This window comes from Larkinella sp. VNQ87 (genome assembly GCF_049445795.1).
In the GTDB taxonomy this organism is placed as follows: Bacteria; Bacteroidota; Bacteroidia; order Cytophagales; family Spirosomataceae; genus Larkinella.
In genome coordinates, this window is sequence record NZ_JBMSDT010000020.1 from 21,045 (window position 1) to 33,339 (window position 12,295).

Genomic DNA, 12,295 nt, shown 5'->3' on the forward strand with positions numbered 1-12,295 from the left:
ACCCGTTTCAGGATCATTGACAATCCCTTCGGTAACGTTGACCTGTTTCTGGTCCTGGAACAGGATAGAGACGATTAAATCTCAACTTCGTTCGATGGTACTGAACCGCTCGATAAGCCAGTCGCGTTTGGGCTTCGTGACGGGGACCTGAGCCTGGTCGGACATGACCAGATAACCGCCTTCCTGCCGCACGATTTTCCGGACGTAGGCCGGGTTGATGAGGTGAGAGTGGTGTACCCGGACAAAACCGCTCGGTTCCAGCGCCTGTTCAACTTCCTTGAGCGTCCGGCAAATGAGCAATGTCTGGCCGTTGGTCAGAAAAAAATGGGTGTAACTCGCGTCGGCCATGCAGCGGATGATGTCGTTCACTTCCAGAATTTCGTAGCCTTCCTGCGTGGGCAGGGCCAGCCGGGTTTTCAGGGAAGGCGTCGGGTGCAACTGTTCCTGAAAGAGTGACATCTGCGTACGTTGCAATTGCTTGGTTTGCCGCTGCTGCCAGCCGGTCAGGGCCTGCTGAAGCTCCTCCTCCCGAATGGGTTTCAATAAGTAGTTCAGGGCGCTGAACCGGAACGCCCGGATGGCGTACTGGTCGTAGGCGGTCGTGAAAATGACATCGAAATGAAATTCGGCAAACTGTTCGAGCAGGTCAAAGCCGTTCATGCGGGGCATTTCGATGTCTAGAAACAGCAGGTCGAAGGCCGTGACGCGCATGAACTCCAGCGCGGCTTCGGGCTGATTGAACTTGGCCAGCACCTGAACGGCCGGATTGACCTGCCGAAGCTTCAGTTCCAGCAATTCGGTGGCGTGTTTTTCGTCGTCGACCAGAATGACTTTCATGGCTGTTCGGAAATGGGTTGCGGATAAACCGGCTGGTGGACGGCTTCGGGCTGGTACAGCATCCTGACCAGCGTGCCGGTCTGGGTGTCGGTTTGCAAATCAAGCACCTGAATGGCAATCTGCGACGGGTAATGCTGGTTGAACAATTCGACGCGCTGGCGCGTGATTTCCATGCCGTACGATTTGCGCCGAACCGCCGACCGGCTTTTCAACTCGGCGGCTTTCCGGCGGCCGATGCCGTTGTCTTCCACCTCAAACACAATCGACTGGCCGGGGCCGGGCAGAATCCGGACGTGTAGCCGCTTTTCGGGCTGTTGACTGGGCATGAGTCCGTGCCAGATTGCGTTTTCGGCAAAGGGCTGGAGCAGCAGGGGCGGTATTTCGATGCTGCGGGTGTCGATCTGGCTGTCAACTTCGAGGGTATGGCTAAACGCTCCGTCAAAGCGCGAGGCTTCAATGTCGAGGTACAGTTGGAGGGCTTCCAGTTCGTCGGCGAGCAAGATGGTTTCTTCCTTGGAATGATTCAGAATGAGCCGCAGTAGCCGAGAAAACCGCGACAGGTAGCGCTGGGCTTCCTTATCCTGCCCTTTCAATACAAAGTATTCGATGGAATTCAGGCTGTTGAACACAAAATGCGGGTTCATCTGGCTCCGCAAAGCCAGCATTTCGTACTCGGCCAGCCGTTTCTCGAACGTCATCCGCAACTGCTTTTCGCGCTGGGCTTCGAGCAGCAACCGGGCATCCAGAATCTCGGTCCTTTTTTGCTCTACTTTCGCTTCCAGTTCAGCATTGGCCTCCGTAGTCAGCCGCCGGTTTTCTTCCAACTGCGCAATATACGCCCGCTGGCTTTCGTCGCGTTCCTGCACCAGCAACTGAATCCGCCGGGCCAGCGCCAGCGCGAAAACCAGAATTTCGAGCAACACCCCGAACGAAATCGTCATCAGGTCATCGACCGAGCCGGGTAGTTTCGTCCCTTTCAGAATCACTTCGCCCGCCCGTAGCCAGGCCAGAATGCCCACCCCCGCCAATAGGGCGTTCCCCAGCAGCACATACCGCGTGAGTGGGGAGCGCACCGAACGGCTCATCCAGACAAGCAGCACCAGGTGCAGCGGTACCATCACCAATCGAATCGCCCAGAATGTAAGCTGCTGAAAAACCGGGTTCGGGTACACCACCATGACCGTCGCGTGCCAGATGCCGTAAGCGAGCAGTCCCCAGCTCAGACGACTCAGCCAGCGACTGGCCGACGGATGATGACGGGGCAGATCGAGCAGTTCGACCAGGAAAAAGAGGTAGGCGCTCATCCCGGCCCACAGAACCGCTTCCAGAAGTTGGTTGCCCGGCACCGACCAGGCATCGAGCCATTGCCCGACCGGCGTGTAGGAACGGGTTTTGAGCAAGCTGTAGAGAAAACCGGCCAGAACGTACAGGAAATACTGCCGGTAGATGGCTTGCCGGTACCGACTGTAGAGCAAGCCGACAAAAACCAGAAAGAAAAACAGCGCGCCCTGCAGCCAGGTGCGGTACTGAAATTCGATCAGGTCGGCAGGTGTCAGAACCACCGGCAGCCCACCTTGCCCGAGAATGTAAACCGTCTGCCCCATACCAGATTGATTTTCTTCAATGTTACGCAAATTGGCCCAATCGGGAAAGCGGCAGTCGGTCAATCCGGTTTTTGAGTAAATCAACAGGTTGTGCGGGTCAATAAGCCTGGGTCTTCCGTATCCTCAGGGATAGACTCAGACACGGTGTTGGTAAACTCAAACCGGGGGCTGGTTAACGCAGTCAGGCGGTTTTCGCCAAAAACGGAAATTTTGCCTTACGAATCGATCAACTGCTAATCAACGATGTCATGAAAACATATCTCCTGTGTAGCCTGAGTTTTTTGCTGATGAGAAGTCAGCTTGCCCTGGCTCAGATTCGCGTCGAGAACCCGCAGCGAACGGCCGAACGCAGTGTGGAAGGGCGCGTCAACAGCCGGGTTGACCAGGGCGTCAACCGGGGGCTGGACAAGGTCGAAGAAGGGATTGGAAACATTTTTAAAAAGAAACCGAAAAAGGAAAAACCGGCCGCAACCGGAACGGAAGAAGCGGCCGAATCCGGTGAACCGGTCGACACCGAAGCCAGGCCAGCGACCGAAGCGGTTGGCCGGGCCAATGGGCCGGTTTCGCTCAAATCGTACAGTAAATTTGATTTTGTTCCGGGCGAAAAAGTGATTGTGATGGAGGATTTTAGCCAGGATGCCGTTGGTGATTTTCCGGCCAAATGGAATACCAACGCATCGGGCGAAGTGATCACAATTGAGGGAACCGCTGACAAATGGCTCAACCTGACCAACAGCGGTTCTTTTTACCCCGAATTCCTGAAAGAACTGCCCGAAAACTTCACCATCGAAATGGATCTGGCCATTACCGGAGAGACCGGACCCAGCAACGAAAAGCTGGGCATCAGTTTTGTGCCGAGCCAGAAGAATTTGCTCGATCCCGAGCGGGCCAGTTCGGTGTTTGTCGGCCTGAACCCAACGGGGACCGGCAGCAGCAACTATGCCTGTCTGGATGCAGACGGCAACGAAAAATCGGCCAATTCGATCAGTGGAATTGCCCAGTGGTCGATGGACGTGAGCCGAAAAGCCCGGCTTTCGATCTGGCGGCAGAAAACCCGGCTGCGGGTGTATCTGAACGAAAAAAAACTCTGGGACATTCCCCGGGCATTTGAACCGTCTGTCCGGTACGTGTTTCTGCTCGAATCGCTGATCTACAACCCGGGCGCGATGGGCTATGCGCTGGCAAACCTCCGGGTGGCTGTGGGCGCGCCCGACACCCGGTCCAAACTCATCACGGAAGGCAAGCTGGTGACCCGGGGCATTTTGTTCGATGTCAATTCGGACAGAATCAAGCCCGAATCGTACGGAACCCTCAAAGAAATCGCATCGGTACTGGCCGACAATGCAGCCGTGCGGGTCCGAATCATCGGCCACACCGATTCCGACGGCGACGAAGCGAGCAACCTGGCTTTATCGAAAAAGCGGGCGGCTGCGGTCAAAACCGCCCTGAGCGCAGAATTTGGCATCGATGCGGCCCGGATGGAAACCGACGGCAGGGGCGAAGCGCAACCCTCCGAACCCAACACCACCGCCCAGGGCAAGGCCAACAACCGGCGTGTCGAGTTCGTGAAGTTGTAAACGCGGACCGGTTTATGTATTGAGTGAAAGAGCGAAAGAGCGAAAATCGAACCGCTCTTTCACTCTTTCGCTCTTTCACTCTTTCATTTAGTGCGTCAGCCCGTAAACGGCGAAATACGTTAGCGCACCGGCAATATATCCTATTAAAGCCAGGCCGCTAATGCGCCGGAGGTACCAGCCGAATTCGAGTTTTTCCATGCCCATGACGGCCACCCCGGCCGCCGACCCAATGACCAGCAAACTACCGCCCGTACCGGCACAATAGGCCAGAAACTCCCACAATTTGGCATCCGGCGGGTAGGTTGTCATGTCGTACATGCCCATGGCCGCGGCCACAATCGGTACGTTATCGACAATGGCCGAGGCCACGCCGATGATCAGTACGATGATGTCCAGATCGCCAACGGCTTCATCGAGTGAGCGGGCTACGGTACTCAGAACCTCCGTGGCTTCCAGTGTCCCGACGGCCAGCAGAATCCCGAGGAAAAACAGGATGCTTGGCACATCGATCTTGCTCAGGGCATAAGCCGCCGTGTATTTGTAGCGGTGCTCTTCGTCCTTATCGGAGTGAATGATTTCGGAAACCGCCCAAACCACGCCCAGTGCCAGCATCATCGCCATGTACGGCGGCAAATGCGTGATGGTTTTGAAAACCGGCACCATCAGAATGGCCGTCAGCCCGGCGGCAAACATCGTGCGCCGGTCCCGGCGTTGCAGTGGGTTGATGTACGGGCGGCTGATGCCCCGGTCGGCGGTCGAAACTTCGGTTTCCATTTCCGGTTTGATCGTAAACGTCAGCCAGACCAGCGGAATCAGGAGGCAAACCAGGCTGGGCAAAAACAGCATGGAAATAATGTTGGTCGTTGTCACTTGCCCGCCAATCCAGAGCATGGTGGTGGTCACGTCGCCGATGGGCGACCACGCCCCGCCCGCGTTGGCAGCAATGATGATCATCCCGGCCATCAGTTTCCGGTGTTCCGGGTTGCGCACGAGTTTACGCGTCACCGACACCATGACGATGGCCGACGCCAGGTTGTCGAGCATGGCCGACAGGAAAAACGTCAGGCCGCAGATCAGCCAGAGCAGCACCCGGGCGTTGCGGCTGGCAATGCGGTCGGTGATAATCGAAAAACCGTCGTGAATGTCGATCAACTCCACAATGGTCATGGCCCCCATCAGAAAGAACAGAATTTGGGCGGTATCGGTCAGGTGATGGCCCAGTTCTTCCAGGACGTGTTCGGTGTCTTCCACCGACACAATATAAATGGTCCAGCAGAGTACCCCTGTGATCAGGGCCGTAGCGGTTTTATTCAACCGAATCGGATGCTCCAGGGTGATGAGGGTATACCCCACCACAAAAACAATAATTATCAGTGTAGTCATAATTCAGGTCAACAAAATCAGCGTCAAAGGTACGCCAAACCCGACAAATGGGTCAAACGTCCTGATTAGATTCTGCTTAGAATGCAGGGGGCAGGGGGCAGAGGGTAACTGCATAACTACAATTTACCCTCTGCCCTTACCCCTCTGCCCCCTGCTCACTTCCCCGCTTCGGCCAGGAGTACGAGCAGGACGTTTTGGAGACCCAGGTAGCCTTTGTCATTCAGCCACCATTCGTTCAGGGAGTGAACATTGCCGCCGATGCCCCCGCTGCCGATGGTGACGGCCGGAACGCCCAGCGAAATGGGCGTGTTAGCGTTGGTCGACGAGACCTCCAGCCGGGGTCTGGCACCCAGAAAACCCGAAACCGCCATCGCCCGTTGCACCAGCGGAACCGTCGGCTCGATGTTGCCGGACGGCCGGTCGCCGATTTTTTTGATCTCCACGGTCAGGTCGGGGCCGCTGCGTTTCAGGCTATTTTCCTCCTGCAAGGCCCGCTGCAAGGCGGTTTTCAGCAACTGGTCGATGCCCTTCAGCCGTTCGGGACTTTCCGAACGCATGTCAATTTCCATCCACGACTCAAACGGAATGGCGTTGACCGACGTGCCTCCGCCAATGACGCTGACACTGTAGGTGGTTTTGATGCCTTGCCGGGTAAATTTGTCGGCTTCGGTCGAAAAATAGGTGATGGCTTTGCCCAGCGCATGGTGCGGGTTGACGATCCCGAACGCGCCGTACGAATGCCCGCCCGGCCCTTTGAACGTAATCCGGTAGCGGTACGACCCCAGCCCCCGGTGTACAATCTCGCTGATGCCGTCGCCGTCGACGGAAATGCAGGCGCTGATTTTGGAACCGTGCGTTTTGAACAGGTGCTTCATGCCGCGCAGATCGCCCAGGCCTTCTTCGCCCACAGTGCCGACAAACCAGACATCGGCCTCGGTTTCGATCCGGTTTTTTTCCAGCCCGCGCAAAACCGTCAGGATCGCGACCAGCCCCCGCGTGTCGTCGCCCACACCCGGCGCGTAGAGCGTGTCGCCCCGCTGCCGGACTTTCACATCGGTGCCTTCCGGGAAAACCGTGTCGAGGTGGCCTTCCACTACCACGGTTCGGCGGCCTGAGCGTCCTTTTCGTTTAGCAATGACGTTGCCGATGTCGTCAATCCAGACCGAATCCGCTCCGGCTTCTTTCAGCATGGCGGCATATTTCCGGGCTTTTTGTTCTTCCTTGAACGGTGGAGCGGGCGTTTCGGTGAGCGTAATCAGATCCTGTTTGGTCTGCGGTTCGAGGTCCAGAAAAGTTTGAAAAGCCGCCTTCACCGCCGGGCGGTTGGCCAGCGCTTTGATTTCATCGGTATACCGTTTGTCGACCGGAACCGCTTCCTGAGCGTGGAGAATAGAAAGGGAGAAAAACGTCGCTAAGACGATAAAAACCGCTGATCGGGAAAAATGCGTCATAGATTTTGATGAAGAGAGTTTGGGACGAAGGCTAAAAATAATGATTTTAACCCGGAAGATTGACGCTTTAATCGGATAGGATTTTCGTGGTTACCCCCAACCCCCTAAAGGCCGGGCGGCCGGTGCCGGGCTGCAACATCCGGATTTCAAAAGCCCTTTAGGGGGTTGGGGGTAAAAGCGAAAGGATTGAAAGTTCAGATAGCTTTTGCCTTGTCTATACGAGACAAAAATTAACCTCTATACGTCGCCGGGGAATTGTCCGAAAGCGGAGCAAAAAGACGTCCGATTGCGGACAGATGGCGTAGTTTTGTTTTGCAACTAATTGATAGACAGCAATCTGTTGATTTTGGTATATCATTTGGGCTCTAAAAAGTAACATCTCAAGATCGCAAAAACCGTATGTTCAAGAATTACTTCAAAATCGCCTTTCGAAATCTTAGAAAAAACAAGGTTTTTTCCGGGGTGAATATTGCTGGCCTGGCGCTGGGCATTACCGCTTTTGTGTTGATTCTGGAGTACATCGGTTTTGAAAAAAGCGTCAATGGCTTTCATAAAAACCTCCCGACGCTGTACCGAATGGTGTGGCAGAACAAAACCGGGAAGGTCTGGTCGGATATGCCGCCCGCCGTGGCGCCCCTGATGAAGCAGGCGTTTGCCGAAGTGGGCGATTTCTGCCGGATTGTGGATAGTTCGATTTCGGGCATCGTGTCCAGCAACGACGGCGAAAACCGCCGGTCTCCCAAAGCGTTCCGGGAAACCGCCATTGCCTACGCCGACGCGAGTTACTTCACGTTGTTTACATTCCCGCTGTTGCAGGGCGATGCTGCCACCGCGCTGACGCGGCCCAACACCGTGGCTATCTCCGAATCGTACGCCCGGAAATATTTCGGTGAAAGTAAGGCCCTCGGTCGGGTGCTGATCATGAATAACCAATTTGGTGCCACGCCCTACACGGTTTCGGCGGTGTATGCTGATATGCCCCAAAATTCGGACATGCGGTTTGGGATGGTGTTTGCACTGCAAACGCTGGCGAATCCGGCCAACCTGAACGGCAACGACTGGGCGCGGCTCGACAGCTTCGATGGCGCTTACCTGACGACCCTCGTACAGTTGAAGGAAGGCACGGATGTGGGCGCTTTGGAGCAGAAATTCGACCAACTGAAAAAGAAACTCCGGCCCGAAGACGAAAACCGGATGCTGCTGCAACCGGCCACGAACCTGCACCTGGCTGCGTCGCTGAGCGATCCGTATCCGACGGAGGGCAACCTGGGCTTTATCTACCTGCTGGGCGGCATTGCGGGCCTGATTCTGGTGATTGCCTGGTTCAATTACATCAATTTGTCGACGGCAGGCGCCTTGAAACGAGCCAAGGAAGTGGGTGTTCGAAAGGTCGTCGGTGCGGGGCAGGGGCAACTGATCGGGCAGTTTCTGGGTGAGTCGCTGCTGCTGAATGCGCTCGGCTTTGGATTGGCCCTGTTGCTGATCAACATGCTCCAGCCGGTTTTTAATACCCTCATCGGGAAAGACTTATCGTTGAATGCGCTGACCTCCGGAAACTTCTGGCTTCCGGGGCTTGGGCTGTTCCTGTTCGGGGCGCTGGCATCGGGCGGTTACACGGCTTTTGCCTTGACCTCATTTCAACTGCAATCCATTTTGAAAGGTAATTTCGGCACCAGCGCCCGGGGTGGTTCGCTGCGGAAAGCGCTGGTGGTATTTCAGTTCGGTGTGTCGGTGGTGCTGATTATCAGTACGTTTGTGTTGTATCGCCAATTGCAGTTTATGCAAAACCAGAATCTGGGCGTGCGGCTGGAACAGCGGCTGGTAATTCATGGGCCGGAAGTGGGCAAAGACGACTCGTACAGGGCGCGGACGGCGGTTTTTGAAAACCAGTTGGCGAATCTGCCGTACATCAAAAGCTTTTGCAGTTCGGGTACCGTGCCGGGCAACTACTACAATTTCACGACGAACGGCATCACCCGGCCGAACCCGCAAGTTGGCGACGATAAAAAAGTGTATGCAATGGGTTTCATCGACCACCGGTTTCTGACGACTTACGGCATTGCGCTGGCGGCTGGCCGAAATTTCACGAAAGGCGAAGCGGACGCCGGTTGGGATAAAAACAACAAACTGGTTCTGAATGAGAAAGCCGCCCGCGAACTGGGCTTTGCGTCGGCCACCGAAGCGATCGGAAAGATGGTCAACTGGGGCAAACCGTTCGAGGTGGTCGGCGTCGTGAAAGACTACCACCACCAGTCGTTGCGGGAAGCTATTTCGTCGATCATTTTTCTGCCCCAAACCGGCGGCAACTGGCTGACGGTGGAGCTGGGCACCGACCAGATTCAAAACCGGATGGCAGAACTGGAACGGCTGTACAAAGCCACCTATCCGGGTAATCCGTTCGAGTTCTTTTTTGTGGACGAAAACTACGACAAACAATACCAGGCCGAGCAACAATACGGCAAAATCTTTGTCACGGCCTCGCTGCTGGCGATTTTCATTGCCTGTCTGGGCCTATTCGGACTGGCTACTTACATGACCGAGCAGCGCACCAAAGAGATCGGCGTCCGGAAAGTGCTGGGCGCGTCGGTGGGCAGCATTGTGCAGTTGCTATCGAAAGACTTCATGGTGCTGGTGCTGGTGGCCTTTCTGGTGGCGGCCCCGGTGGCCTGGTATGCGACCCAGCGCTGGCTGGAAAACTTCCCGTACAAGATCAGTCTGGAGTGGTGGGTGTTTGCGCTGGCGGGGGGCCTGGCCGCGCTGGTGGCGCTGCTGACCATCTCGTTCCAAAGCATCAAAGCCGCCCTGACCAATCCGGTGACCTCGCTGCGGTCGGAATGAAGAGTTAAGAGTTGGCTGACGCGCCCGTACCCACGGACTTTAGTCCGTGTGAGCTAGAGTCACCCTGAAGTTGGTACTCACAAACAGATCATTCAGGCTCACACGGACTAAAGTCCGTGGGTACGATAAACTTAACTTTTTTTAACGGGCCGGTTTTTCGGGTTGTCTGTACCTTCGTTGCAAACAAGGACGGACAACCATGCTGCAAAATTACCTGAAAATCGCCTGGCGTAACCTGCGGAAAAACAAGGGGTTTAGCGTCATCAACATTCTGGGCCTGGCCGTCGGGATGGCCGTGGCTACGCTGATCGGCCTCTGGGTCTGGGATGAGCTCACGTTTGACCGGTTTTACGAAAACGAATCGAATCTGTACCGGATTATGCTGAACCGGACCGCCAATGGTGAAACCACCACCCAGGCGAATGGAGCCTTGCCGCTGGGCGATGTGCTCCGCACCGAGGTGCCGGAAATCAAACGCGTGGCCGAGACCATTCCCGCGATTATGCGGACAGGTAACGCGCTTCAGGTGGGTGAGAAAAAGCTGATCCTGAAGGGGCAGAACGTGGGCGAGGAGTTCCTGACGATGTTGCGGTTGCCGATGCGGACCGGAGCCTGGCCGTCGGCCCTGAAAGACCTCAACTCCATTGTACTGACCGAACAAACCGCCCGGGCGCTTTTCGGCGAAGCTGATCCGGTCGGTAAAGTGGTGCGGCTCGATGCGCAATTTGATCTGAAAGTCAGTGGGGTGTTGCAGAAATTGCCAACCAATACTGCCTGGGATTTTGATTTTCTGGTGCCGTTCCGGCATCTCGAAGCCAATGCGCCCTGGATGCAGAGCACTAAAACCGACTGGAACAACAACCTGATTGATTACCTGGTCGAACTGCATCCAAATGCCAGCCCGGCGGCCGTTGATCGTAAGTTAAAAGGCCTTATCAAACGGCACAATCCGGAGTCGATTTTTGAAGCTTTTCTGCATCCGGTGAGTCGGTGGCACTTGTACGGCGAGTTTCGGAACGGGCAGAATACGGGCGGTTTTATCCGGTACGTGCGACTATTTGCCATTGTCGGCCTGGCGGTTTTGCTGATTGCCTGCATCAACTTCATGAACCTGGCGACGGCGCGGTCGGAGAAGCGGGCCAAGGAAGTAGGCGTCCGGAAGGCGGTGGGCTCGGTGCGGTCGCAACTCATCGGCCAGTTTTTGAGTGAATCGCTGCTCATTGCCGGGCTGGCGTTCATCCTGTCGCTGGGGTTGGTGCTGCTTTTGCTGCCGGTTTTCAACAATCTAACTCAAAAACAATTAAGCTTTCCGGGGCAACTGCCCGGTTTCTGGTTGCTGGCCCTTGGGTTTACGCTCATCACCGGTTTACTGGCGGGGAGTTATCCGGCCTTTTACCTGTCGGGCTTTAATCCAGTGCGGGTGCTGAAAGGACGGATTCAGGTGGGGCGGAGGGCCAACTGGCCGCGCAAAGCGCTGGTGGTGACGCAGTTTACGGCCTGTATCGCCTTCATCATCAGTGCCTTGCTGGTTTATCAGCAAATTCAATACGTAAAAAACCGATCGATGGGCTACAACCCAAATCGGCTGGTGACGGTTTCGATGACCAGCGATCTGGCGCGAAATTACGAGGCCGTCCGGAATGAACTGCTGCGGTCGGGCCTGGTCGAGAAGGTAAGCACGGCTTCCAGTTCGGCGACCCGGATTACGAGCGATACGCGGGTGAACTGGTCGGGGAAAGCCCCCGACGAAATCATGCGACTCAACCTGATTGCCGCTACGCCTGATTACCTCGAAACGATGGGGATCAAGCTGAAAAGTGGTCGGAATTTTAACCCCAACGGCGCCGATTCGCTGTCGGTTATTCTGAACGAAGCGGCCGTTCGGGCCATGCGCCTGAAAGAACCGCTGAACGAGGAGCTGAGCCTGGTCTGGGACCCCGGCCGCAAACTGCGGGTGGTGGGGGTGGTCGGAAACTCGATCATCGAGTCGCCGTATGCACCGGTGAATCCCCTGATGCTGCTGGCGAGCCGGTCGGTCGAAAGCTTCGTGCTTTTCCGGCTGGCCTCGAACCGGACGACTGCCGAAGCCCTGGCCGGAATTCAGCCAATATTTCAAAAATTCAACCCGGCGTATCCGTTTGATTATCAGTTTGTCAATGATGAGTACAACCGCAAGTTCAAACAGGAGGAACTGGTCGGGAAACTGGCGGGGGTATTTGCGGTTTTAGCCATTTTTATTGCCTGTCTGGGCCTGTTTGGGCTGGCGGCCTCGCTGGCCGAGCAACGGACGAAGGAAATCGGGATTCGCAAGGTGTTGGGCGCGAGCGTGGCGAGCTTGTGGGGTTTGCTTTCCCGCGAGTTTGTCGGACTGGTGCTGATTGCCTGCCTGCTGGCGTCGCCCCTGGCGGCTTACTTCCTGAACGACTGGTTGCAACAATTCGATTACCGCATCAGCCTGACGGTCTGGGTGTTCGTTGCTTCCGGTTGCCTGGCCCTTCTGATCGCCCTGCTGACGGTTTCTTTCCAAAGCATCAAAGCCGCCCTGACCAACCCGGTGACCTCGCTGCGCTCGGAATAAAGAGTGATGAGTTAAGACGGGGCCGCC

The 12,295-nt window shown here is 56.0% G+C and carries 7 protein-coding genes and 1 pseudogene; 4 read left to right on the forward strand and 4 right to left on the reverse strand.

The genetic code is table 11. From position 1 onward, the window contains the following. Nucleotides 1-81 precede the first annotated feature (81 nt). Both ACO2Q8_RS26905 and ACO2Q8_RS26910 read right to left on the reverse strand, forming a co-directional pair. Complete coding sequence (locus tag ACO2Q8_RS26905; protein ID WP_423347995.1) at nt 82-837, reverse strand: LytR/AlgR family response regulator transcription factor; 756 nt, start codon at nt 835-837, stop codon at nt 82-84. Next, complete coding sequence (locus tag ACO2Q8_RS26910) at nt 834-2,441, reverse strand: histidine kinase (RefSeq protein WP_423347996.1); 1,608 nt, start codon at nt 2,439-2,441, stop codon at nt 834-836. The genes ACO2Q8_RS26905 and ACO2Q8_RS26910 overlap by 4 nt, the downstream gene beginning before the upstream one ends. 248 nt (nt 2,442-2,689) lie before the next feature. Between ACO2Q8_RS26910 and ACO2Q8_RS26915 the strand changes: the two genes are divergently transcribed. Beyond that, on the forward strand, nt 2,690-4,018 hold the full coding sequence (locus ACO2Q8_RS26915) for an OmpA family protein (protein ID WP_423347997.1): 1,329 nt from the start codon (nt 2,690-2,692) through the stop codon (nt 4,016-4,018). Nucleotides 4,019-4,105: 87 nt separating this feature from the next. Here ACO2Q8_RS26915 and nhaD read toward each other — a convergent pair whose 3' ends face one another. Beyond that, the gene (gene nhaD / locus ACO2Q8_RS26920) at nt 4,106-5,401 is read right to left on the reverse strand and encodes a sodium:proton antiporter NhaD (RefSeq protein ID WP_423347998.1); all 1,296 of its coding nucleotides are present in this window, start codon (nt 5,399-5,401) and stop codon (nt 4,106-4,108) included. A gap of 155 nt (nt 5,402-5,556) precedes the next feature. Beyond that, nucleotides 5,557-6,852: a M20/M25/M40 family metallo-hydrolase gene (locus tag ACO2Q8_RS26925; protein WP_423347999.1), complete on the reverse strand. Its 1,296-nt coding sequence runs from the start codon at nt 6,850-6,852 to the stop codon at nt 5,557-5,559. 462 nt (nt 6,853-7,314) lie between these two features. Here ACO2Q8_RS26925 and ACO2Q8_RS26930 point away from each other — a divergent pair, with 462 nt between their 5' ends. The 3 genes and pseudogenes from ACO2Q8_RS26930 (at nt 7,315) to ACO2Q8_RS26940 (ending at nt 12,268) form a co-directional block, all read left to right on the forward strand. Then, nucleotides 7,315-9,690 (forward strand): ABC transporter permease, encoded by a 2,376-nt coding sequence (locus ACO2Q8_RS26930; protein WP_423348000.1) that lies wholly within the window; start codon nt 7,315-7,317, stop codon nt 9,688-9,690. Nucleotides 9,691-9,889: 199 nt separating this feature from the next. Further along, a pseudogene (locus ACO2Q8_RS26935) lies at nt 9,890-10,606 on the forward strand (ABC transporter permease); the annotation flags it as partial. Nucleotides 10,607-10,738: 132 nt separating this feature from the next. Next, nucleotides 10,739-12,268, forward strand: coding sequence for an FtsX-like permease family protein (locus tag ACO2Q8_RS26940; protein WP_423348049.1), 1,530 nt, complete (start codon nt 10,739-10,741; stop codon nt 12,266-12,268). Nucleotides 12,269-12,295: the final 27 nt, after the last annotated feature.

Excerpts from the sequence above, each read along its gene's own strand:
- ACO2Q8_RS26905 (WP_423347995.1), bottom strand. The coding sequence starts at position 837 with ATGAAAGTCATTCTGGTCGACGACGAAAAACACGCCACCGAATTGCTG.
- ACO2Q8_RS26910 (WP_423347996.1), bottom strand. The coding sequence starts at position 2,441 with ATGGGGCAGACGGTTTACATTCTCGGGCAAGGTGGGCTGCCGGTGGTT.
- ACO2Q8_RS26915 (WP_423347997.1), top strand. The coding sequence starts at position 2,690 with ATGAAAACATATCTCCTGTGTAGCCTGAGTTTTTTGCTGATGAGAAGT.
- nhaD (WP_423347998.1), bottom strand. The coding sequence starts at position 5,401 with ATGACTACACTGATAATTATTGTTTTTGTGGTGGGGTATACCCTCATC.
- ACO2Q8_RS26925 (WP_423347999.1), bottom strand. The coding sequence starts at position 6,852 with ATGACGCATTTTTCCCGATCAGCGGTTTTTATCGTCTTAGCGACGTTT.